Here is a 23399-nt window from a genome sequence, read left to right as displayed (position 1 = left end):
GTGTGCGGGACAGCTGAGACCCCGGAAGGCGTAGCCTGAGGAGGCTCAGCGCCCGCCCCATGGAAAGCGAACCTTTTCCCGGAGCCCCTAGAATCCCACAAAAGTCTCGAAATCGAGTCTTACACAATCCTGCCATATAGTTGAATAACTTTGTTAAAAACTAGACAAGAAGGATAGAGGTTGAGTACGATGAAAATGGTTGAATGATCATGATGAGGAGAGGAAGATTAGATGTCGAAGCTTGATCTGACTCAGTATGAAAAGAAAATGATTGTTAGAAACATGCAGGATAAAGATATCGAAAAGATTTTTAAGTTACAAAAAGTTTGTTTCCCTGATATGGATCCATGGAAGAGGGAACATCTGGAGAGCCACTTGACCCATTTTGCGGAAGGGCAATTTGTCGTTGAGTTTGATGGGGAAATCATTGGAAGCTGTTCAAGTTTGATCGTTAATTTTGATGAATATGATGATAAACATACGTGGGATGACATTACAGATGAAGGGTATATCACGAATCATGATCCAGACGGGTACAATCTGTATGGAATTGAAGTGATGGTCCATCCTGAATACAGAGGGATGAAAATAGGAAGACGTTTATATGAAGCAAGGAAAGAATTAGCCCGCGCGTTGAACTTGAAGAGTATCATCATCGGAGGACGTATTCCGAACTACCACAAGTACGAAGATGAAATGTCCCCACGTGAATATGTGGAGGAAGTCCGCAATCAAAACATTTATGATCCTGTCCTTACCTTCCAAATCATGAATGGCTTTACTGTCATGCGGATCAACCCTGATTATCTTCCGGATGACGAGCAGTCTTTGAAGTATGCGACGCTGATGGAATGGAATAATATTGATTATCGTGCCCGTACAAAACGATATTTTAAGACAAGTCATCCAGTAAGAATTATGGTCATCCAATATATGATGAAAAATATCGATTCCTTTGAAGAGTTTGCAAAGCAATGTGAGTATTACGTGGATGTTGCTGCTGATTACGGATCTGATTTTGCGGTATTTCCCGAAATTTTCACTACGCAGCTTATGTCCTTCTTAGAAGAAAAAGTGCCGTCTCAAGCCGTTCGTAAATTGAGTGCATATACCGAAGAGTATATTGAAATGTTCACACACCTTGCTGTGAAATACAATGTGAACATTATCGGCGGGTCCCACTTCGTGGAGGAAGAAGAGCAGATTTATAACATATCTTATCTATTCAGACGCGATGGTACGATCGAAAAGCAATACAAAATTCACGTAACACCGAACGAACGGACATGGTGGGGCATTCAGCCTGGAGATGCGGTCAAAGTCTTTGATACGGATTGTGGCAAAATCGCTATTCAGATTTGTTATGATATCCAGTTTCCTGAGCTCGCTCGCTATGCAGTCGATCAAGGAGCGAACATTATTTTCGTCCCGTTTTGTACGGATGACAGACAAGGATACTTACGTGTACGTTATTGTGCCCAGGCTCGTGCCGTCGAAAATCAGGTGTACACCGTTATTGCAGGTACGGTAGGAAATCTGACGCAAGTGGAGAATATGGATATCCAATATGCACAATCGGGCATCTTTACTCCATCGGATTTCGAATTTGCCCGTGATGGAATTATTGGTGAATGTAATCCGAATGTGGAAACGGTCGTTGTTGGAGATGTTGATTTAGAAATACTGAGAAGACAGCGCAAGTCAGGAACTGTCCGGCAGCTACGGGACAGACGTCGGGATTTATTTGATCTTCGATTTAAATTAGACACAGAAGAAAAGCCAGAACGAACGTAAGGGAGGAATTTTGATGATATTGGACAAACAAGTGGCTATTGTTACAGGAGCTTCAAGAGGAATCGGAAAAGAAATTGCTTTCCAACTCGCTGAAAAAGGGGCTTATTTATCCATCATAGGCAGCTCTGAAGAAATTCACCAAACGAAGGAAGATTTAAAGAAGCAAGGGTACACAAACGTTTTGGCTTATATGGCCGATGTCAGTGATGAAAACGAAATCGACCAGGTGGTGGAAGGGACCAAGAAAGCGTATGGCAAAGTAGACATTCTTGTCAACAATGCTGGAATCGGTGATTTTAAACCAATCGAAGAAGTGACGGTAGAAGAATGGCGTCGTACGTACGATATCAACGTACAGGGTGTATTTCTCGCGACCAAAGCTGTTCTTCCTATCATGAAAAAGCAACAGTTCGGTACGATCATTACGGTCGCCTCCGATGTCTCTCGTTATACGATTCCAGAAGGTGGCGCCCTATACACATCCACAAAATACGCTGTTCAAGGGTTTATGGGGTCACTCGCTCAAGAAGTGAGAAAAGATGGCATCCGGGCAGGTACCATCAATCCTGGAATGGTGGATACTTATTTTGCGAATGGGACTCAGGGCGATCCTGAAAAATCAGAATGGCTCAAGGTTCATGATATTGCGGAAGCCGTCGTCTACATGGCGCTTGCGCCGAAACATATGGTCATTGATGAAATGCATCTCCACCCGCTCATCCAAGATTACCCACGGGTATAAATGAAGACCAGGTCATCCAAAAAATGAAGACCAGGTCATCCAAAAAATGGATGACCTGGTCTGTTTATTTATGTGAAAAAGCTGGGCTCTAGTGTAGTCGCTTGAGCATGATCGATATAGCTTAACAAGGCTTCGTGAGATTCCAGCATTTCGCTTTGTTTGCTCGGATAGTAAGCCGAGTGAAGGAATGTTTCGATCTTTTTAGAAAGAAATTCATCCCTTGTGCGTACCATGAGGACGAGCAAGTCGTCCCATTGCCCCCAGATCATGAAGTGCAGGGCTTTGTCGTAATCATAGTGATTCATTGGATGACACTTCCTTTATGAAAGGAGTGGTCTTATTATCCCCGCGAGCGTTCTTACTCAATCAGAGAGTTCGTCACAGTTCTGGGAATCCCGACACATTTTTGCTTTTTTCTTCCGCAAAGCATTGGAAATTTTGTTATGATAGTATGGAAAAGTTTTGCTTTTGACGGAAGGAGTCTTCGTGATGTCAGAAAAAAATCTGCTTTATGCAAATGTGGGGTGTGTCATCTTATTGGGGTTGTTATTATTCCTGGGCTTTATAACAGCTGAAGCTGATGCCACCCAACAGGTGATGATTCTCATTTCGGAAATCATTGGAGGAATAACCCTGGTTGTTGCCATTCTTTCTCTTTTTTACATAAAAAGTGATCAACGGTTTCTCCCTCTATCCATTTTATGTTTTTTAGCTCCCTGGTTGTTGTATGGGATCGGTTACGAAGTAGGATTTGATGCTGCAACACCTTATACGTGGATATGGTTTATTGGATTGTACATTCTTCTAATTGCGGGCTTTATCTTTATTCGGATCGGTTATAAAAAAATAGAGGGTCATTATAAACTTGTTTCTGCTTTCCTTTTATTTATTAACGCTATTTTTTTCGTTTATTTAATTTTCATTCAAATATGGTGGAGCATCCCGTTTCTGAATAGCTAATCCTCAGTTTTCATTCAACTGAGGATTTTCTTTATGTGCAAGCTGACTTCCTGTTTTTAGCAATCGCATATTTGCCTTCCAACCACACATACTAACCGTAAACATGGATGGAAGGAGGTTGAAAAACATGAAGATCAAAGTATTAGCCATCGGTCTTTTAGCAGCTGGATCTCTTGTCGCCTGCCAGGCGGAACAAGAAGCTGGTGACAATGGCAACTACAATGGAGTAGAAAATACAAGCTTCGAACGTACAGCTGATGACATGGCCGAAAATGGTCAAAAAGCGAACCAGTATGACAATGATCGCGGAATGGTTCATAACACGAATTATAAAGTGGCGAAGGATGCAGCAAACCGTATCGAAAAGAATGTCGATGGCGTGGATCGTGTTTATGTGCTGAAAACACGCGATAATGCCTATGTAGCGGCAGAGCTTGATAATCCTAAAGGAGACAAGAACGAAGTCTCTGATGAAATGGAAAAGCAAATCAAAAAAGCAGTCAAAGCATCGGACCAGGACATTAACAATGTTTACATTTCAACAAATCCAGATTTTGTTGACTTGACGAACAATTATGTGGAAGACTCTCAAAACGGTGAGCCTGTCACAGGATTTTTCCGTGAATTCGGAGAAATGGTTGACCGGATTTTCCCTGACCAACGTTCATAATAAAGAAAAGCCAGGACTTTTTTAAAGTTCTGGCTTTTCAGCTTTTAAGATCATGAAATTAGGCTTTGTTGAAACTTTATGAAATCCTTCTGGGTGTACTTTTTTAAATTCCAATGTAGGCTTTGGCTCGGAGAGTTTGATTAAATGAAAATGATCCGTCACTGAGGAAATAATCTCCTCAAGCGGCCGTCTGTAGAAAGTCATCGGAATTTTTTCTCCATCTACCGTCCATTCATCCTGGATTTCATGGCAGGCATAATAAGAGTCCACCTCATGGTTCATATAATCCATGAATGGATGATGGGTAGAGATAAGAATGGTGCCTCCTGGCTTTAATATGCGATGGAACTCCTGAAAAATGGGTGCCCAATCTTTTATGTAATGCAGAGTGAGTGAACTGATAATAAGATCAAAGGATCTATCATCCATTGGGAGAGGGTCTGTTAAGTCGTGAACGAAGGCGTGGACCTTGGTATTTCCTGCTCTCCGCTTGGTTGCGGCAATCATCGAAGGACTGAGGTCTATCGGTGTGACGTCTGCATCTTGATCGGCCATGTAACGCGCATACCATCCTGCCGCACAGCCAGCATCCAAAACTTTTTTCCCTTGAAGATCAGGGAGTAGATCGACCATGGCCGGACGTTCAAGATAAGCATTGTAGGGCTTTCGGTCAACGTCGAATTCATAATGCGAAGATAAATGCTCATAGGAGTGGAGGACATTCTTTTTCATATGAAAACTCCCTTCTGTTCTTATTTCTTTCAGTGTACCTCAAAAAAAGGTTGCAACTCTAATAAAAGAGCGTATAATCAATTCTGTAGTAAAAATGACTAATTTGTTCAAATGGTCAGGTGGTGAGATTGATATGGATAGAAAAGAAGAAATTCGTGACGCCGCACGTCAATCTTTTTCCATCTTGGGTTATAAAGCGACAACGATGGATCATGTCGCCAAAGCCGCTAATGTAGGAAAAGGGACGATTTATAACTTCTTCCGAAACAAAGAAGAACTGTTTCAGGACATTATCGCGGAACTCCTTTTGGAAATGAAGAGAAAAGCTGAATCCGTCATGGATGACGAGCAATCCCTGAAAGAAAATGTACATCGATCACTGGTCGAATTGCTTCAATACCGTAAAAGCCATCAATTGACAGTGAAACTCGTGTACGAAGCTCGTGAAATAGGAACGGCAGCTGTGAAGGAAGCCCTTCAAAATATAGAGTCTCTAATTTTGGATTATCTAAAGGAAAAAGTTATAGCAGCGGTGGCAGAGGGAGATATTCGCCAATGTGATCCGGAAATTACGGCATTTATGATGTTGAAGTTATACACGGCACTGATTATTGATTGGGAAGAAGGACATGAGCCTTTATCTAAGGAAAAGATCCTTCATTTATTTGATGATTATGTGTTTAAAGGATTGTCACTCGAATGATGGTCCTCTTTTTTTGTAAGAAAATGACCAAATGAATATTTTAGTCATATGTTATTGGAGGATGGAAAATGAATGGTTGGAAACTTTGGATCTCAGAGTGGAAACATATCGGAAAGAACAAAAAAGTACTTGTACCGTTTTTAGCGGTGCTTCTTATACCGCTGATTTATAGTGCCATGTTTTTGTGGGCGTTTTGGAATCCTTATGGCAGTATGGATCAACTGCCCGTAGCCATTGTCAACCTTGATGAAGGGGCGGAGTTCAGTGGAGAGCCTCTTCAAGTAGGGGAAGAGTTCGTGAGTCAATTAGAAGACAGTGGTGATTTTGAGTACCATCTCGTTTCAGAGGATAAAGGTTATGAAGGTCTTGAAAAGCAAGATTATTATATGCTTGTGGAGATTCCAGCCAATTTTTCTGAGGATGCGACAACGGTTATGGATGATACGCCGAAGCCGTTGCAGTTGAAATACGTACCGAATGAAGGGTTTAACTTCCTATTTGCCCAAATCGGAGAATCGGCAACAGAAAAAATGAAAGCTAAATTATCCAGTGAAATGACAGAAACCTATGCGAGTGCTATGTTTGAGCAGTTCAATGTACTTCAAAAAGGTTTAGCAGAAGCAAGTGAGAAAGCAGGAAGCCTGGACCAGGGAGCGGCCGATTTGGACCAGGGAGCCAAACAATTGGAAGAAAAATTAAAAACCTTCTCGGAGAAACAACTGGAGCTTGCAAGTGGGACGCAAACGCTGCGGAACGGTGCGTCTGATTTGGCTGTCGGGTCGTCTGACTTGAGTGATGGACTGGGAAGATTACAAGAAGGGTTTTCGCAACTTGAAAGAGGAACAGCTGATGCCCAAGGTGGCGCGGAAGACTTACAAGAGGGCATAGCTCAATCTAAAGAAGGAACCGAATCTTTAAGCGAAGGCATCTCTTTGATGGTTGAAAAAACGTCTCCGTTAAAAAGTGGCGCAGAAAAGCTTAATGAAAGTATGGTCGGGGTGAATCAAGGCGCAGGTCAGGTATCCACTTCTGCCCAACAGGTGGCTGAAGGTATCACTAGTCTAAGAAAAGAGATGGTTCCTTTAGTTGAAACCATGCCTGAAGAACAACAAAAAGCTCTTCTCCAAAAGATTGAAGACCTGGAGGCTGGAGCTGGCAGCCTTGTTCAAGGAGCAAGTTCTCTCGACTCAGCAACAGCAAGTGTCGTCGAATCTACTGGGCCGCTGACCGGGAAAATTCAAGAACTCCTCAAGGCACAAACTCAACTGCAAAAAGGGGCTGATTCACTAGTCGCTGGTCAAACGAATCTCTATGAAGGATCCGTCAAGCTTTCCGATGGGCAAGAGAAGTTGGGGAACTCTATGGGGCGCTTTTCTCAAGAACTGGCCAAAGCTCAGGAGGGAGCTGTGAAAGTGGCCTCCGGAGCAGCTGACATCAATCAAGGAGCGAGTCGGATCTTTGATGGGTCCAACCAGCTGGCTGACGGTTCTAGGCAACTTCAAGAAGGAGCAGGTGATTTGTCAGAAGGGACAAATGCATTAACAGCCGGAACGAAAGAGTTCGAATCGAATCTAACTACCGCTTCATCGGAAGCGAATGAGGTGAAAGCTGATGATGAGACAGGAGAAATGATGGGATCACCTGTAGGTGTGGAGAAAGAATCCCTTAATCATGTGCCGAATTACGGTACAGGCTTCACCCCTTATTTCTTGTCACTAGGCTTATTCGTAGGCGCATTGTTAATTACCATTGTTTACCCTGTCCGTGATCCCGTAGAAAATCCGAGAAGCGCGATTGGATGGTTCTCGGCGAAATTTGGTGTCTTGTTTGTGGCGGGCACCATTCAAGCTGTGATTGCGGCAAGTGTGATACTGTATGGGTTGAAACTAGAAGTTACACATGTAGGGTATTTCTATTTGTTCAGTATCCTCACGAGTTTGACCTTTATGACGTTGGTACAGATGCTCGTGACCTGGCTCGGGGACCCAGGAAGATTCATCGCTATTTTGATTTTAATTCTTCAACTGACGACGAGTGCAGGGACATTCCCTCTAGAATTGATTCCTGAACCGTTACAATGGTTTAATCCGCTTTTACCTATGACTTACTCAGTGGCGGGATTCAAATCCATCATATCCGATGGCAATTTCGCCTTCATGTGGCAGAATGCTTCTATTTTGACAGCTTTCATTTTAGGAGCTTCCGTACTATCGGTCATGTATTTTGTATTGAAAAATCGAAAACTAAACGCTTCCCTTCAGGAGGAGATTGTATAAAAAGAGAGCTTTTTGCTCTCTTTTTTTGTTCAGGCACCATCGTATATTGTAGTCTTTTTTAGGTGAAAGTACCGCTGTCATCAAACAGGTAAAGGAAGAACGAGAGTGACGTTTCCCATCCATTATTCTGATAAAATGTGAAAAAAGGGGGATTGGAAAATGATTAGAATGGCGGAGGTCTGTGATGCGGCAGACTATAGAGATCTCATTGAGAATCTGGAGGCAGAATCCGATTTTTTACTGTTTGGTAAAAGCGAAAGAAAATCCACGATAGAACAGGTGGAAGGCTTGGTTCAAAAGATGGAGAAAGAAGAAAATTCTACGATCTTCCTATCCGAATTAAACGGGGAAGTCATCGGGCATGTCACCGTTTTTGGCGGGGGTGCACCAAGAATTTTACATACAGCGAGCGTAATTACGGGAGTATTGAAGGACTTCCATGGCCAAGGAGTCGCTAAGGAGCTTTTCCTTCGTCTATTTGAATGGGCGGAAGAAAAAGGAGTGATAAGGCTTGAACTTACGGTTATGGTCCATAATGAAAGAGCTGTTCACTTTTATGAAGGCATGGGTTTTGAAAAAGAAGGAGTGAAGAGACAGTCCCTCATCGTCAGTGGAAGGCCTGTCGATGAGTATGTCATGGCTAAAATTCTAGTATAGGGGACAAGAAGATGGTCTGAACCTTCATGTTCGCTGCTTTACCCTCATATAGTAAAATAAGCGAAATCGAAGGAGGGGGCATCTTTGAGACCAGATGACCAAAAGAAGCTCGAATATGCGATCAGAGAAATAACGGAAATCGCTAAAGGTTTCGGGCTTGATTTCTACCCAATGCGTTACGAAGTCTGTCCAGATGATATTATTTATACATTCGGAGCGTACGGGATGCCGACACGCTTTTCCCACTGGAGCTTTGGAAAGCAATACTACAAGATGAAGCTGCAATATGATCTCGGATTAAGCAAGATTTATGAACTTGTCATCAACTCGAATCCTTGTTATGCCTTTTTGCTGAATTCAAACAGTTTGATCCAAAATAAACTGATTGTTGCCCACGTCCTTGCTCACTGTGATTTCTTTAAAAATAATGCCCGGTTTCAGAATACGAAGAGGGACATGGTTGAGAGTATGGCGGCGACTGCGGAACGAATCGCTACTTACGATAAAATATATGGCAAACATGAGGTCGAATCATTCCTTGATGCTGTTCTTGCCATTCAGGAACATATTGATCCATCTCTGGTCCGGCCAAAACTTGCCTGGTCCATGGACGAAGAAGAAAGTGAAGAAAAGCCGCTTCAAACAGAATACGATGATATCTGGAAGATCGATGAATCATCTTCCGAAGACCAACCGAGATTTAGAAAGAAAAAGAAATTCCCCCCTAGACCTGAGAAGGATTTGCTGCTTTTTATAGAACAGTACAGCCGTGAACTTGAAGACTGGCAGCGGGATATCTTGACGATGATGCGGGAGGAAATGTTGTATTTCTGGCCACAGTTGGAAACGAAGATCATGAACGAAGGTTGGGCTTCTTACTGGCATGCGCGGATTTTAAGGGAAATGGACTTGACGAGTGATGAGTCCATTGAATTCGCTAAACTCAATGCGAGCGTTGTGCAGCCTAGTAAGACCCAGCTGAACCCGTATTATCTAGGATTGAAGGTTTTTGAGGATATTGAAGATCGGTATGACAACCCGACGGAGGAAATGATCAAACACGGGATCGAACCCGGCTCAGGAAGAGAAAAAATGTTCGAGGTTCGGGAAATCGAATCGGATCAAAGCTTTATCCGCAATTATTTAACAAAAGAACTAGTTCGGAGAGAGGACTTATATCTTTTCCAAAAACAGGGGCAAAAATATAAAATAACAGATAAAGATCATGAAGCGGTCCGCGATCAGCTTGTCACCATGAGAGTGAATGGAGGATTCCCATATATCACTGTCCAGGATGGTGATTATGTGAAGGGCGGGGAACTTTACTTAAAACACCATTATGAAGAAGTTGAACTCGATGTCGGGTATTTGGAAAAAACATTGCCTTATGTTTATCAGCTGTGGGGACGGAATGTCCACATAGAAACGAAAGTTGAGGGACGGGATGTTGTTTTCAGCTACGGCGGTAAAAAAGTACAGAAGAAATATCTATAGAACGTAAACTGCTCTTTTAAAGGAAAGAGCAGTTTTTTTTGTGCGTTTGAGCATGTCAGAGACTTAATAGACTTAATCGGTAAGAAATCGACAAAACCTCTCCCTTCATTTGACAACGTCGAGAAAAGGAATTTGATATAATGACGGTAAGATTTACCTTCCTATAATAAAAGAGGTGAGAGGGATGAAAAAGGTGCGCATGGCAATATTCAGTTTGATCGCTGTATTGATTGCCGCTGTCTTTTTTTATGTGGACAACAAGGAAGTCAACGCACTGAAAAACAACCAGACCTATCCGATGGTGGAAGATCCTACACACCACCCTGAACCCATTACGGTTTCTTCTCAGGAAATTGGGGATACGAAAGTCCATTTGACCAAGCTTTACAGCCGGAACGATGCAAAAGGACTGTATCTTGGAATGTGGTATGGAGATAGAAATGCGGTGATGAAAAATAAGGAAGAGGATTGGTTGAGAGAGAAAGGTCATATAGAATTTTTAGTTAAAGCTGTCGATTCCAACGGCACCACGTATAATGGACACACGATTGGCACCAAGGAAGGGACGTTCACGACGTTCCGGTATATCCAATTTGATGACTTCCGCTATGACAAGGAGCTGGACGAGCTTGATTTGGCTTTTTATCCTATGATCGATGATGGTAAGGGAGGGGTCCCCTACGAACATCCCTGGTTGGAAACCACTGTAGAAGTGGAATGATTAAAGCTTGCCAGCGCATAAGATAGCATTGAAGAATGTTAGTGGAAAGATTCGTTTTGTGCTGAGCTTAGACACAGGTCTAGGCTCTTTTTTTCGAATAAACAATGGTCAATGAAAAGGGGACTCCTAATGAGATATTCTCGTGTCTTACTAAAAATTAGTGGTGGTGCCTTGAAAGGGAACAGTAAGGACAGCTTCGACAATCAACGACTGGACCATATCGCAAACGAAATTCTCTCGCTTCTTGAAAGTGGAATGGAGGTTGCGGTCGTCGTCGGAGGTGGCAATATCTTCAGAGGTAGAACCGCTGAAGACTGGGGGATTGAGCGGGTAGAGGCTGACAATATAGGTACAATCGGCACGATTATTAATAGTCTGATGCTAAGGGGTGTGTTGAAGAAAAAATCAAAAAAAGAAATTCGGGTCATGACTTCCATACCAGTGGCAAGTGTAGCGGAGCCGTATATTCGTTTGAAGGCTTTGCATCATCTGGCTAAAGGAATGGTCGTCATTTTGGCGGGAGGGAACGGGCAGCCGTTTGTGACGACCGATTATCCTGCGGTACAAAGGGCGATTGAATTGGATTGCGACGCGATCCTTGTTGCGAAGCAAGGGGTGGACGGTGTGTACACATCGGATCCTGCCAAACATAAAGGAGCCCAAATGTATGGCACGTTAAATTATGATGATATACTTCTCCATAACATCCAGATCATGGATCAGTCCGCTCTCATTCTTGCACGAGACTTTAAGCTGCCTGTCCACATTTTCAATTTTGATCATCCAGGGCTGATGAAGAGGGTTTGTATGGGTACAGATGAGGGTACTCTCATTTCACATCGACCTTCCAAGCTTCAAACATTGGAATAGGTCGAACGGTACCATTTAAAAAGTTTTTCAACTGAGGGTCCACCCCCGGCCTTTTTTCTGATAAACTATTCGTTAAACCTAGAGATGACTTGAGGAGGCAAAGTGATGACGATTCATGACCATATATTGACAGAAAATAATTTTGTGAAACAGGATACATTGAAGTACCCATTTGAGGAACGGGGGCTTCAATTCGGTGACGGAATTTATGAAGTCATCCGTGTGTATAACGGAAACTATTACTTAATCGATGAACACATTGATCGGCTGTACCGGTCAGCGGCAGCTGTTAAAATCGATGTCCCTTATAAAAAGGAAGAAATGTATGAAAGGCTGGATGAACTGCTCAAGAAAAACGGGATCAACGGGGATGCCAAAGTATACTTGCAAATTACCAGAGGCTCTGCGCCGAGGGATCACGCCTTTCCTGATCAAACACAAGCCAACTTATATGCCTATGTGAAAGATCTACCTCGTCCAGAATCATTCTTACGTGAGGGCGTCAGTGCCATTACTCAGGAAGATGTCCGCTGGGACTGGTGTTACATTAAGAGTTTAAATTTGCTTCCGAATGTCCTCGCTAAACAGACGGCCAAAGAACAAGGCTGCTATGAGGCGATTCTCCATAAAAATGGAGAAGTGACAGAATGCAGCTCTTCCAACGTTTATTTTGTGCGCCAGGGGAAAGTGTACACCCATCCGGCTAAGAAGAACATTTTACATGGATGTGTAAGAATGAGGGTGGAGGCTTTTTGTAAGAGGGAAAATATTGATTTTATTGAAGAAGCCTTCCAAGTAGAGGACCTTGCTTATGCGGATGAACTGTTTTTATCCAGCAGTACCTCAGAAATTATGCCGATATTGAAAGTTGACGGGCAAACCATTGGTGATGGTCAGCCTGGCGCGGTTACGCGGAAGCTGCAAAAGTGTTATGAGGCAGATGCTCATATAAATCAGGAGGATTCAATCTTTACAAGCCAGGCGGCAGCTGAATAATAGAAGCCCGGTAGCTTTAGGCTGCCGGGCTTTTTCGTTATTTCCTTTTTGAAGAAATGAGCATCATAGCTGGCACCCATAAACCTGCAGGTCGTACCAGGTACAGAAATGCGTACTACTCTGCCCATGGCGTACCAGGTACAGAAAAGGAAACCCGTGTACCTGGTACGCCACGGTGTGGGACATCATGAAAGTAAACGATGAGAAAAGGGAGCAAGCGGGATAATAAATAGAGGCTTTTGGATATGCTATAATGCTAAGGAAAAGAGGAAAGGAGCGGTCTTTTATGGGAAATGTAAAACTTGAAATGACAAAAGAACAATATGAAACACTCGTTGAAATGGTGTTTTTAGGGACATGGATGGTCAATTCGACAAAGTTGGAGCTGGATGAACAGTTCGAAGATGTAAGAGAACTCGTCTTGTCAAAATATAAGGAAGGGAATCTTGAGGACAAGGTTTCCTATCAGGAACAAATAGGTGTCCATGACCTTGATGTGGATTATGAATCGAAACTATTAGATACGCACGTGGAAGAATACGATGAGTTCAGCTTCTGGGACAAGTTGGTCGAGAAACTCGCTGAAAAAGAGATGACGGAAATCTACGGCCCCCTAGAAGGGAAACTGACAGAAGATCAAATGGAAAAGCGACTGACCATTGAGGAAGAAATCGGTCGAAAGCTTGAAGAGACAGGTGTGACGAAGCTCTCCTTTGAGGAATGAAAAAAAGCGTGATGCTTCCATCACGCTTTCTGTGTCATTTTTTTCTTTGGTTGTGTCCATAGGGCAGCAATCGGCCTGGCCCATTGGAACGACCATTGAATGAGCGGTCCTAATAGCAAGGCGACAATCAATGTCCCGAAACCGACCGGGGCTCCGAGCAAAAAACCAATGAGAGCCATTCCAGATTCGGAGAAAATGCGCACCCTACTTTTCGATTGGTTCGTTTTTTCATTCATAATCATCATGAAGTGATCCAGAGGAATGCGGGGGAATGGCGTTCGTAAATAAACAGAGATCCCTATAGCTGTGGCTAAGAGGCCGAGTGAGAAAATGCCCCATTGAGCCCACCATGCTTCATACTCCATAGTATCAAGCATCCCGTAAAGGAAGATATCGAGCGTTCTTCCACGAACGATAATCGGAATTAAGGATTCAAATTGGGGCCGCTTATGCTCCAACTTGGCATTGACAAGTAATAGGATTACAAAAGCGACAATCATGACGCTTCCGACAGTTACAGGGAAATGCATGGAGAGACCGACAGCAATGCTGTCTCCCGGACCGACTCCTAAACCGGATTTTATGATCAGCGCAAGCCCAAGACTTGAAACGACAAGTCCTGCAACATAGATGATAAACAGAAATAAATACTTCATAGGTAGACTCCTTTATGTGTCCACTTGTGCTCCGTTTATCATATCGTTTGGATTCTGCGATGTAAAGTTTCTGAACGGAGCGTTTGCCGATTGTTCAGATGGGAAAACAAGAAAGATAATGGAAGAAAGGATGATACGTATGCAATACGCCGTTGTAACAGGGGCTTCTCGTGGTTTAGGAGAAGCGATTGCACGTCAATACATTTTGAAGAATGTGAATGTGGTGGCCGTTTCACGCTCAGGGAATGAAGAATTGAAATCATTGGCAGATGAAAAGGGAGTGGATTTTCATCATGTCAGTTGCGATTTGAGTGACATGGACGATTTAAATCGAGGACTCAATCAAATGGTTGAACTTGTTTTCCACAAGGATACTCATTATGTTTATCTCGTCAATAATGCAGGAGTCGTCGAACCTATTGATACGGTTGGTCAATTGGACGCGGATGCCGTGCAAAAGCATATGCAGGTCAATGTGACAGCACCGATTCTTACAGTGAACCGTTTTGTTAAAGAAGCGAATGAACGAGAGATTTCTCTTGGCATCATAAACATTACCTCAGGTGCAGCCGAGAAGACGATTCATGGCTGGAGTACATACAGCAGCTCCAAAGCAGCTATCAATCGTTTTACACAAACGCTTTCTCTTGAACAGGAAGGGAAGGGTCACACGATTCTTGCCTACAGTCCTGGTGTCATTGACACGGATATGCAGGGGGAAATTCGTTCATCATCCGAAGACTCGTTTGCTGATGTGGAGAAATTCAGGAAATTGAAAGAAGAAGGGGAATTACGCTCGCCTGATGAGGTGGCGAGTGTATTAATGAACCTTTTAGAAAAACCGGATAAAATCGAAAATGGCAACGTGTATAAGCTTTATGATCTAGTAGGTAAATGATGGAAGGATCCCCGAGATGAACGGGGCTCCTTTTAATATTCCAGAAGTTCGATTGCTGAAGCTTGTTTCTTGGCTTCAATTCTTACTTGGCCTCCGATAGGAAAAGTAAAGATCGGAGTGGTATGACCGAAGCTTGCATTGTAAATGATCGGGATATGTCCGAGTTCTTTTTTAGACTTGAGAATCTGTATAAGCATATCATCATCCATGTTGGATTCTTTTTGGAAGCGGCCGATGATCATTCCCCGCACTCCCTCGAAGCCAGGTTGGTGGATCAATGATTGTAAATCACGGTCGAAGGTAAAGGGGTCTGATAACAGATCATCTTCAAGGAACAGGATTGTACCCTCGAGGGAAGGCATATACGGCGTTCCCTGAAGCAAGTTCAATGTACATAGGTTCCCACCTATGGAGGTTCCTTCAGCCACTCCTTCATGCAGTACTTCATAGCCGGGATTGGTATGGAATTGTCGCTCCTGTTGATTCAAGTACCAACGATCGTCACTCCAGTCAAACGCTGGGTATATTTTTTGCGGTTCTGTTTCAGTGAATACTTTCATAAAATGATCGAACGTATAGTGGATGCCTTTCTCCATACCAAAAGAGGAAAAGTGGGGACCGCTGTATGTGACCAGCCCCGTCTTTTTATATATCGTGTTGGTGAGAGCCGTAATGTCCGAATAGCCACAGAAAATCTTTGGATTCTTTTGAATGAGATCGAAATCCAGATGGCTCAACAACTGGTTGCTGTCATATCCACCAAGAGTAGTCAAGATGGCTTTGACATTCGGATCAGAAAAAGCTTCGTGAATATCGGCCACTCTGTGATCGACCGGATTCGAGATGAAATGGCTGCTTTCTGCCGCATATGTACTGAAGCTTACGTTGAATCCCGCCTGATTTAATCGCTCTATGGCAAGATCCTGTTGTTCAGGTGCTACGACCGCTAAACTTTTAGCGGGAGAGATCACTCGAATTTCATCTCCCTTTTTCAATTTCTCAGGTATCATTGGCTTTCCTCCTTCGTCCATTGGTAAATTACATCACTATACCAAATACGCGTGTTTTCGTCTATCACTTTAAGAAAATTCCGAAACTATTTTCGAATTCACTCGTATGTATGAGAAAGGAGGAACGATATGTTCCCAACGGTTATTGGACTCATCCTTGTCCTTGTGTTTTTAGCCCTTATCTTCAGGTTTGTAGGGCAATCAACGAGCAGTCGCAGCCTTTCCTCTAAAAAAGATGAGGCGACGTGGCAGCCTGGATTTCATCAGTTCGATCATTCGGATGGCGGTGGAGACGGGGGTGGGGAGTGAATCGTGACTCCTCATTCACTTTCTTAAAATGACTCCCTGAAAATGAGTGGGTCCATCTCCATCTTCATCCATTGGGATTTTATGGAAAACTTCGATCTTGAAATCCCTTGTTAGAATGGATTCAAGAATATCGTCATCATAAAAAGAGAAAAAGCGTTTAGGCTCATGAAAGTCTCCTTGCCAAATGCCTTCGTGGTTGATGCCGCCATAAACACCTAAATAAAAGAGCCCATCTTTTTTTAGAACTCTACGAAGACCTGTTAGAATTTCAGGAAGATTCTTTTTGGGAACATGAAGCAGACAATTCAACGCCCAAACGGCATCAAAAGATCCTGCTGGAAACTGTAAGTCATCAAAGCTCATAACGTCTGCTTTCAATCCTTTTTCACGACAGCGCTGCACCATTTCTTCAGATAAATCCGTTGCGTGAACGTCGACTCCTTTTTGTGAAAAGAAAAGACTGTCTTTCCCAGGCCCGGATCCGATTTCGAGCATGGTATGTTTTTTCTCATCCCTCAATCTTTGCAGGAAAGCTTCCCGCTCATGAATTTTCCAATCTTGTGTCTGGGTTTGATTGCGCTGTTTCGATTGCCGGTCATACGCGTCAGAGAGGTTCTTTTTTAAATCTTGTGGAATCAATGGCTCTGCTCCTTTCTTTGGTAAGTAATCGCCAGCATGCCGTCAGGGTAGGCATTTGTTTCTGTAAGCTGCAGCTCTTCTTCGTGGTCATGTTTTTGAAAAAGTGGAATGCCTTTACCGATCAATGTTGGTTGAATGAAAATCTGGTATTCATCAATCAATCCAGCGGAGATGAAATAATGAAGCAGGTTTGCTCCTCCGACGACCCATATGGTTTTATTCTGTTCATTCTTCAGCATGTTCACGAGAGGCAGGATCTGTTCAGGCTGGAGGTATGTTGCGTATTCGTCATGGCCTTCGCGTGAGTTACTGACCACATACACATCCTTCATTTTGTAGGGGAAATCTTCAGCTAATTCAAAGATGTGATCATATGTTTTTCTCCCCAAAAAGACGGTATCGACGGTGTGGAAAAATTCTTCATACCCATAGTCTTCTTCTGGATCATCCCGCAGCCAGTCAATGCTGCCATCCTCTCTTGCGATATAACCATCGGCACTTTGAGCAATGAATAAAATGACTTTACCCATATGGATTCCTCCGTTCTTTTTGTCTTGTATTTCCAAGCCACTTCATCATATAATAAACGTAACCAAAAAAGAAGGGACTGACGTTTAAAGCAATGAAGTACTAATCCTGTTGCTAAACGAGTATGAGAATAAGAAACAACACTCGTTCCAGATACAGGATTGGTCTGTCCTTTTTTAAAAAGGATTCTATTGCTTTAACATCACCCTTCATATATGTCGTGGTGTACCTAAAAGCGATGGCAGGCTCAAACCTCTCTGGAACGATTCAGGGAGGTTTATTTATGTTGAACATGCGAGCAATCAATATACAGTATCAAATCGGGCGCCGGAACATCCTTGATATTAAAGAACTGAGGATTCATGAAGGGGACCGGATCGGTTTAGTAGGCAGAAACGGAGAAGGGAAAAGTCTCTTGTTGCAATACTTGTTAGGGAAACTCGACATAGTGCCGCAAGTGGAATGGCACACTTCTTATGGATGGCTGCAACAGATGAATGAAGAAGAATGGAAAACTTCCACAATGAGTGGTGGAGAAAAAACGCTCGCCCGTTTAAGGCAAGTGCTTGAAAAGCGCCACCCATTGCTTTTCCTTGATGAACCAACCAACAACTTGGATTGGGAGCACATCGAAGACTTAGAAGAAAATTTGCGCCATCATGAAGGCGCTTATGTCGTTGTTTCTCATGATCGAAAGTTGCTCAATCGCTGCTGCAATAAAATATGGGAACTCGAGCAAGGAAAGATAACGGAATACCATGGTGATTATGATTTTTATGAAGCGCAAAAGGACCTGGAACAAAAGCAGATGTACGAAAAGCACGAACAGTATGTGAAAGAAAAAAACAGAATCGAAGAACGAATCCGCCAGAAGCAGTCCCAATCGAAAGGAATGCGAAAACCTCCAAAGAGAATGGGGAATTCTGAGTGGCAGCTGGGTAAAAACAAAGCGGCTGCCCATCAAAAGAAGGTGGAACGCGTCAGTAAAACACTAGAACGCAGGTTGGACCGTCTTGAGAAGGCAGATAAACCGATGGAATGGGATCAAGTGAAAATGGAGTTCAACCAATTGAATCCTTCAAGTAAAAAAGTGTTGGGGAAGGCGGGGGAGACTGAGGTCCAAGTGGGCTCAAGGTTTCTTTTTTCCAGTCCTAAGTTGTCATTGAGAAATGGATCGAAGACAGCCTTCATCGGTGGGAACGGCACAGGGAAATCCACCTTTATTCGATACCTTTTAAAAAACACCGACTGGCTTTCTCCTGGAGTAAAGGTGGGATATTTTCATCAGACCCTGGAAGAGCTGCCTTTAGAAAAGAAAGTGTACGACTATGCAAGTGAAGGGAGTTCACTATCTGAAACTACAATCCGTATCATCCTTGCACGCCTCAGGTTTTTTGCTGATGATATGAACAAAATCATAGGACAATTAAGTGGAGGAGAACGGGTGAAGCTGTCTTTGGCGAAATTGATGGCCAGCGGGTCTACGTTCCTCGTGCTGGATGAACCAACGAACCACCTGGACCTTGAAGCTATTCAAGCTTTAGAACGGTTGATTTGTGATTTTCCAGGGACGATTCTTTTTGTTACCCATGATCGTACATTCATCGAGAGGACAGCGGATCAATTATGGATGATTGAAGATTCAAGGTTAAAAACATTTGATGGCACATGGAAACAATGGGAAGAGTATGTGGAGAATCCCCCCGTCGCAGACGAGGAAGCCTACGATCAGATGGCATTAGAAACAAGGTTGACGGAACTTATCAGTCGGCTGAGCATGCCAGGGCCGAACGATGATGTTGCCGGGTTGGAGTCTGAGTATCAACAAACCTTGTCTCAATTAAAGAAACTGAAAAAGGATTAAAAAAAGCGACCGGCTGCGGTCGCTTTTTTTATGATAAGAGAGATCTCGCTGCGTGAAGAAGCACTTCTCACGACAAGCTACCGAGATGTCTCGACTTTCTTTGCCTCTTTGTTATTTCTCAAGAACATGTAAAGAGAAGCGCCGAAGATTGTGAAGTAACCGAGAATGCTGAAGATATCGGGTACTTGATCAAATAAGATAATACTGATGAGTGCCGAGTAGACGACAGTGGAATAGAAGAAGATCGAGATCTCACGTGCCGGTGCGAATTTATAGGCGATCGTCAAACCGAACTGTCCTAACGTCGCAAATGCACCAGCGGATAGTAGATATACCCATTGTTTCAAGCTCATCGGTTCATAGAAAGCAATGGTGAAAGGGAGCAGGGTGACCGTCGTGAAAAACGAGAAGTAGAAAACGATGGTATAAAATTTTTCCTTATCTCCTAAAACACGTAGTAAAGTATAAGCGCCCGCTGCAAAAACAGCTGAAAAAATTCCCGCGAGGTAAGGGATGAACTCGACAGAAAACGCCGGTTTAATGATGAACAGTGTGCCGATAAACGCGACGATAATAGCGATGATTTGATACAAACGTGCTTTCTCTTTCAAAAAGATAGCTGAAAAAATAATTAACAAAAATGGACTGAGTTTGTTGAGCATATCCGCGTCAGACAGCACGAGGTTATCAATGGCATAGAAAAACAACACCATCCCGATCGTACCAAGTGCTGAACGAGAGAGCAGCAGCTTCTGGTTTTCCTTTTTTCCAAATAATCGTTCTTTGTTGTATATGACAAAACCAAAGGCGATAATGGCTGATACGAGGTTGCGGAATAAGGTCTTTTGAACAGTCGGAACGTCTCCAGAAAGCTTGACTAGTGCCGCCATCATAGAGAAGCCGAAGGCAGATATAAGTAAAAGTATAATTCCTTTATTTCGATTGCTCATGATGGTTCCTCCAGTTGTACTTAGGTTGTGCAAAAAAAACACCTTTACCATCCTAATACAAAAAATCCTCGAAAGAAAGCCAGATGCACTTCTTCCACAAAAGCTCCCTATACTTGAAGACTCAGTTTCGAGATGTTCCTGGGTTCGTTGCCTGGTTTGAGCGTCAGGGGTGGTTGGGAAGCTACTCGCTTTCCTGTGGGGGAGTGGCGAGCTTCCTCGGGCTAAAGCCCTGTGGGATCTCGCCTATCTCCTTCTCCCACGGGAGTCTCGCAGCTTCCCAACCACCCCATTCGATTTAGGAGAGAAACGAACCCCTTACCCAGATGTGGCTTCTTCCACTCCCACTCAGAAGCAGACATAAAGCGATCTATATCAAGTTTTTACACTCGGATTGACACGGAGAGAGTTGTATATTATCCACTTCACTTGAACATACAAGCAGAGTTTCTGAGAACTGGTTTCGAGATCCTGACATGGTAAAGGGGCGGAGGGGAATGGGGAGACTCCTGCGGGAAAAAAGTGCTTGGTGAGACCCCGCAGGACGGAGTCCGAGGAGGCTCACCGCGCTTCCGCGGAAAGTGAGTCATACCCTGCAGCTCCATCCACTCCATAAACATCTCGAAATCAAGTTTTCAAGAATACTGCCATGTAGCGGAGTAAAGTGGATTGTATATACATGGTCTTGAAAAGTGCGATATACTTGGAGTAGTCAAGGAGAAGGAAAGGGCGATAGATGTTGATATGTTCTCATCCTATTTTTGAGAGAACGCGTGTCATAGAAAATAATCAGCAGCATTATATAGAAAAAGAAAACACGCTAAAGCTGTTTGAAACGAGGGTCGTGTCACCAAAGGAAACTTTTCCTCTTCATGCCATTCATGATGTTTCATATCGAAAGTCCTCGGCTATGTATGGAATGCTATATTTGCACACACACAAGGGTGTGCGCGCTTATATGGTGAAAGAAGACCCTAGTCCTTGGATGAAAATATTAAAAGAGAAACTAATATAAATAAAGGGTATAGGACGTGATGGAGTGGATGTGATTGAAGAGAATGACCGTATTTATCTTCGGGAGGTCTTACTTGAAGACTGGTCAGCTTTTCACCCTTATTCATCGAACGAAGAGACGGTAAAACACCAGCCGTGGGGGCCGAACACAGAGGAAGACAGTCTCTTTTTCGTCCGTCAAGTGATTATTGATCGGAAACAAAGACATAGAAGTCGCTATGTTTTTACCATTGTAGAAAAAGAAATGGACCAAGTGGTTGGTAATATTGAGATGAACATCAGAGACTGGGATGGTGTTGGTGAAATCGGTTTTATCATTCATCATGATTATTGGGGAAAAGGCCTGGCCACAGAAGCCGTTCAATTAATGATTAACTATTGTTTTGAGCATTGTGAACTTCAGCGAGTGGTGGCAACATCAAATCCGGAGAATATCGGATCGATCAAGGTCCTTGAAAAGGTCGGGATGATTAAAGAAGGAACGCTTCGGAAGGATTTGCTTGTCAAAGGGAAATGGCAGGATTCTTGTGTCTACAGCATGCTGAGGGAAGAATGGATAGAAAAAAGCGCAAGGCTATAGCCTTGCGCTTTTCTTATGAAGCATTCAGTTTGTCATTGACTGTAAGACGTTGAACAAGCTGAGAGCTGTCCTTATTCAATCCGACAATCTCGACATCTACATCACGGTCTTCATATTTCGTTATAAGTTTATCAATCGCAGCAACAGCTGAGTCATCCCAAACATGGGCATGAGTAAAATCAATGACTACATGAGGGACTTGAACATCATAGTCGAAATGCTTAATCAAGCTGTCTGTGGAAGCAAAGAAGACTTGACCACTGACATGGTAAACCATTTTTTCTGCATTCTGGTCGAATACTTCCTCAACTTTTACTTTTGAAATCTTAGCAACGAAGAAGATAGCACTTAAGATGACCCCAGCAATGACGCCTTTAGACAGGTCATGAGTTTGTACAACTGTACCAACAGTTACTAGCATGACGATACTGTCTGTAACCGGAGTCTTTTTGAAGCGTGTCAGTGAGCTCCAATCAAACGTTCCAATCGATACCATAATCATAACCCCGACAAGGACCGCCATAGGAATTTGAACAAGTAGATCGTTGAATACAATAATCAACAACATCATAAATATTCCTGCTACGAGTGTCGATAATCGTCCACGACCACCCGAGGAGACGTTAATAACGGATTGACCGATCATGGCACAACCAGCCATTCCACCAAAGAACCCGGAAACCACATTGGCCATTCCTTGTCCTCTGGCTTCTTTATTTTTGTCACTCACAGTATCTGTCATATCATCTACAATTTGTGCAGTTAATAATGATTCAAGTAACCCTACAAAAGCAAGAGCTAGTGAAATAGGGAAAATTATTTGTAGTGTTTCAAACGTCAATGGAATATCTGGTAGTAGGAAAATAGGTAACGTACTGGATAGTTCCCCCATATCTCCTACTGTTTTCAATCCAGCTCCTGTGGTGATGGCGATGATTGTCATTACGACAATAGCCACTAATGGTGAAGGAACGGATTTAGTGAACCTTGGTAGGATATAAATAATAGCTAATGAACCTACCACCATCGCATACATAGCTAGTCCTGCCCCTTCAAAATGGACAAGTTGTGATGAGAAAATGAGAATGGCTAAGGCATTGACAAATCCAATCATGACAGACCTAGGAATAAACTTCATAAGCTGACCAATTTTTAATGCACCCAAAGTGAACTGTAAGATACCCGTCAAAATCGTAGCAGCTAGTAAATACTCCAAACCATGGTCCTTGACTAAAGTGACCATAAGGACAGCCATAGCTCCGGTGGCGGCAGAAATCATACCAGGACGACCACCCAGAAAAGCAATGACGAAAGCGATACAGAAGGAAGCGTACAATCCTACCATGGGGTCGACTCCAGCGATGATAGAGAAAGCGATCGCTTCAGGGATGAGCGCCATAGCGACAACCATGCCTGAAAGCACATCGTTTTTTACGTTTCCAAACCATTGTTGTTTAATTGTTTCTGTGTTCAATTGCGCACCTCTTTCTATTATTTTTGTTTTGTATTGTCCGTGACAATACGAAAATCCGGCAAGAACGATCAGATTATATCACCTATAGGGGATATTACATAACCCCATGTAAGCGCATAAATAAATGTTTTTCTCCTTTTT

Annotated in this window: 24 protein-coding genes; 16 read left to right on the top strand and 8 right to left on the bottom strand. The window is 43.1% G+C overall.

Annotated features, from left to right (window positions below):
* Positions 1 to 231 precede the first annotated feature (231 nt).
* Entirely contained in the window at positions 232 to 1794 is a 1563-nt protein-coding gene (locus tag DYE48_RS16615; protein ID WP_115824615.1) for a bifunctional GNAT family N-acetyltransferase/carbon-nitrogen hydrolase family protein, read from the top strand.
* Between the two features lie 16 nt (positions 1795 to 1810).
* Positions 1811 to 2536 carry an SDR family oxidoreductase gene (locus DYE48_RS16610; RefSeq protein ID WP_115824619.1) on the top strand — a complete coding sequence of 242 codons (726 nt, stop codon included), beginning with the start codon at positions 1811 to 1813 and terminating at the stop codon, positions 2534 to 2536.
* A 68-nt stretch (positions 2537 to 2604) separates the two neighbouring features.
* On the opposite strand, the gene DYE48_RS16605 is transcribed toward DYE48_RS16610, so the two are convergent.
* The gene (locus DYE48_RS16605) at positions 2605 to 2841 is read right to left on the bottom strand and encodes a YhdB family protein (protein WP_089653138.1); all 237 of its coding nucleotides are present in this window, start codon (positions 2839 to 2841) and stop codon (positions 2605 to 2607) included.
* Between the two features lie 184 nt (positions 2842 to 3025).
* Between DYE48_RS16605 and DYE48_RS16600 the strand changes: the two genes are divergently transcribed.
* On the top strand, positions 3026 to 3496 hold the full coding sequence (locus DYE48_RS16600; protein ID WP_115824614.1) for a hypothetical protein: 471 nt from the start codon (positions 3026 to 3028) through the stop codon (positions 3494 to 3496).
* Positions 3497 to 3623: 127 nt separating this feature from the next.
* Entirely contained in the window at positions 3624 to 4166 is a 543-nt protein-coding gene (locus DYE48_RS16595) for a YhcN/YlaJ family sporulation lipoprotein (protein ID WP_089653142.1), read from the top strand.
* 21 nt (positions 4167 to 4187) lie between these two features.
* On the opposite strand, the gene DYE48_RS16590 is transcribed toward DYE48_RS16595, so the two are convergent.
* Entirely contained in the window at positions 4188 to 4898 is a 711-nt protein-coding gene (locus tag DYE48_RS16590; protein WP_115824613.1) for a class I SAM-dependent methyltransferase, read from the bottom strand.
* 127 nt (positions 4899 to 5025) lie between these two features.
* On the opposite strand from DYE48_RS16590, the gene DYE48_RS16585 reads away from it, so the two are divergent.
* From DYE48_RS16585 to DYE48_RS16550, 8 genes are all read left to right on the top strand, one after another.
* Entirely contained in the window at positions 5026 to 5601 is a 576-nt protein-coding gene (locus tag DYE48_RS16585) for a TetR/AcrR family transcriptional regulator (protein ID WP_167449539.1), read from the top strand.
* A 68-nt stretch (positions 5602 to 5669) separates the two neighbouring features.
* Positions 5670 to 7877 (top strand): YhgE/Pip domain-containing protein, encoded by a 2208-nt coding sequence (locus DYE48_RS16580; RefSeq protein ID WP_115824611.1) that lies wholly within the window; start codon positions 5670 to 5672, stop codon positions 7875 to 7877.
* A gap of 159 nt (positions 7878 to 8036) precedes the next feature.
* On the top strand, positions 8037 to 8534 hold the full coding sequence (locus DYE48_RS16575) for a GNAT family N-acetyltransferase (RefSeq protein ID WP_115824610.1): 498 nt from the start codon (positions 8037 to 8039) through the stop codon (positions 8532 to 8534).
* 84 nt (positions 8535 to 8618) lie between these two features.
* On the top strand, positions 8619 to 10028 hold the full coding sequence (locus tag DYE48_RS16570) for a SpoVR family protein (protein WP_115824609.1): 1410 nt from the start codon (positions 8619 to 8621) through the stop codon (positions 10026 to 10028).
* A 184-nt stretch (positions 10029 to 10212) separates the two neighbouring features.
* Entirely contained in the window at positions 10213 to 10749 is a 537-nt protein-coding gene (locus DYE48_RS16565; RefSeq protein WP_115824608.1) for a hypothetical protein, read from the top strand.
* Between the two features lie 129 nt (positions 10750 to 10878).
* Positions 10879 to 11619 (top strand): UMP kinase, encoded by a 741-nt coding sequence (pyrH, locus tag DYE48_RS16560; RefSeq protein ID WP_115824607.1) that lies wholly within the window; start codon positions 10879 to 10881, stop codon positions 11617 to 11619.
* A 105-nt stretch (positions 11620 to 11724) separates the two neighbouring features.
* Positions 11725 to 12615, top strand: coding sequence for a D-amino-acid transaminase (gene dat, locus DYE48_RS16555; RefSeq protein WP_115824606.1), 891 nt, complete (start codon positions 11725 to 11727; stop codon positions 12613 to 12615).
* A gap of 286 nt (positions 12616 to 12901) precedes the next feature.
* Entirely contained in the window at positions 12902 to 13339 is a 438-nt protein-coding gene (locus tag DYE48_RS16550; RefSeq protein ID WP_089653161.1) for a hypothetical protein, read from the top strand.
* A 20-nt stretch (positions 13340 to 13359) separates the two neighbouring features.
* Here the strand turns inward: DYE48_RS16550 and DYE48_RS16545 are convergent, their stop codons facing one another.
* Positions 13360 to 13995 carry a YczE/YyaS/YitT family protein gene (locus DYE48_RS16545; RefSeq protein ID WP_115824605.1) on the bottom strand — a complete coding sequence of 212 codons (636 nt, stop codon included), beginning with the start codon at positions 13993 to 13995 and terminating at the stop codon, positions 13360 to 13362.
* A 130-nt stretch (positions 13996 to 14125) separates the two neighbouring features.
* Between DYE48_RS16545 and DYE48_RS16540 the strand changes: the two genes are divergently transcribed.
* Positions 14126 to 14893, top strand: coding sequence for a (S)-benzoin forming benzil reductase (locus tag DYE48_RS16540; protein ID WP_244199458.1), 768 nt, complete (start codon positions 14126 to 14128; stop codon positions 14891 to 14893).
* Between the two features lie 32 nt (positions 14894 to 14925).
* Here the strand turns inward: DYE48_RS16540 and DYE48_RS16535 are convergent, their stop codons facing one another.
* The gene (locus DYE48_RS16535) at positions 14926 to 15903 is read right to left on the bottom strand and encodes a S66 family peptidase (RefSeq protein WP_115824603.1); all 978 of its coding nucleotides are present in this window, start codon (positions 15901 to 15903) and stop codon (positions 14926 to 14928) included.
* 129 nt (positions 15904 to 16032) lie between these two features.
* Between DYE48_RS16535 and DYE48_RS16530 the strand changes: the two genes are divergently transcribed.
* A complete protein-coding gene (locus tag DYE48_RS16530) occupies positions 16033 to 16212 on the top strand; it encodes a hypothetical protein (protein ID WP_115824602.1) in 180 nt (59 codons plus the stop codon).
* Between the two features lie 15 nt (positions 16213 to 16227).
* Here the strand turns inward: DYE48_RS16530 and DYE48_RS16525 are convergent, their stop codons facing one another.
* The gene (locus DYE48_RS16525; protein ID WP_244199457.1) at positions 16228 to 16851 is read right to left on the bottom strand and encodes a class I SAM-dependent methyltransferase; all 624 of its coding nucleotides are present in this window, start codon (positions 16849 to 16851) and stop codon (positions 16228 to 16230) included.
* A complete protein-coding gene (locus DYE48_RS16520; protein WP_115824601.1) occupies positions 16848 to 17381 on the bottom strand; it encodes a dihydrofolate reductase family protein in 534 nt (177 codons plus the stop codon). Before DYE48_RS16520 ends, DYE48_RS16525 begins: the two co-directional genes overlap by 4 nt.
* Positions 17382 to 17662: 281 nt before the next feature.
* On the opposite strand from DYE48_RS16520, the gene abc-f reads away from it, so the two are divergent.
* Complete coding sequence (gene abc-f, locus DYE48_RS16515) at positions 17663 to 19243, top strand: ribosomal protection-like ABC-F family protein (RefSeq protein ID WP_167449538.1); 1581 nt, start codon at positions 17663 to 17665, stop codon at positions 19241 to 19243.
* Between the two features lie 77 nt (positions 19244 to 19320).
* Here the strand turns inward: abc-f and DYE48_RS16510 are convergent, their stop codons facing one another.
* Entirely contained in the window at positions 19321 to 20193 is an 873-nt protein-coding gene (locus DYE48_RS16510; protein ID WP_115824599.1) for a DMT family transporter, read from the bottom strand.
* Between the two features lie 1036 nt (positions 20194 to 21229).
* Between DYE48_RS16510 and DYE48_RS16500 the strand changes: the two genes are divergently transcribed.
* A complete protein-coding gene (locus DYE48_RS16500; RefSeq protein WP_115824597.1) occupies positions 21230 to 21784 on the top strand; it encodes a GNAT family N-acetyltransferase in 555 nt (184 codons plus the stop codon).
* A gap of 13 nt (positions 21785 to 21797) precedes the next feature.
* Here the strand turns inward: DYE48_RS16500 and DYE48_RS16495 are convergent, their stop codons facing one another.
* Positions 21798 to 23258, bottom strand: coding sequence for a SulP family inorganic anion transporter (locus DYE48_RS16495; protein WP_089653179.1), 1461 nt, complete (start codon positions 23256 to 23258; stop codon positions 21798 to 21800).
* Positions 23259 to 23399 lie beyond the last annotated feature (141 nt).

Source organism: Halobacillus trueperi, from assembly GCF_003386945.1.
Classification (GTDB): Bacteria; Bacillota; Bacilli; order Bacillales; family Halobacillaceae; genus Halobacillus; species Halobacillus aidingensis.
The sequence above is the reverse complement of the archived record's forward strand: the minus strand, read 5'-3'. Positions and strand labels throughout refer to the sequence as shown.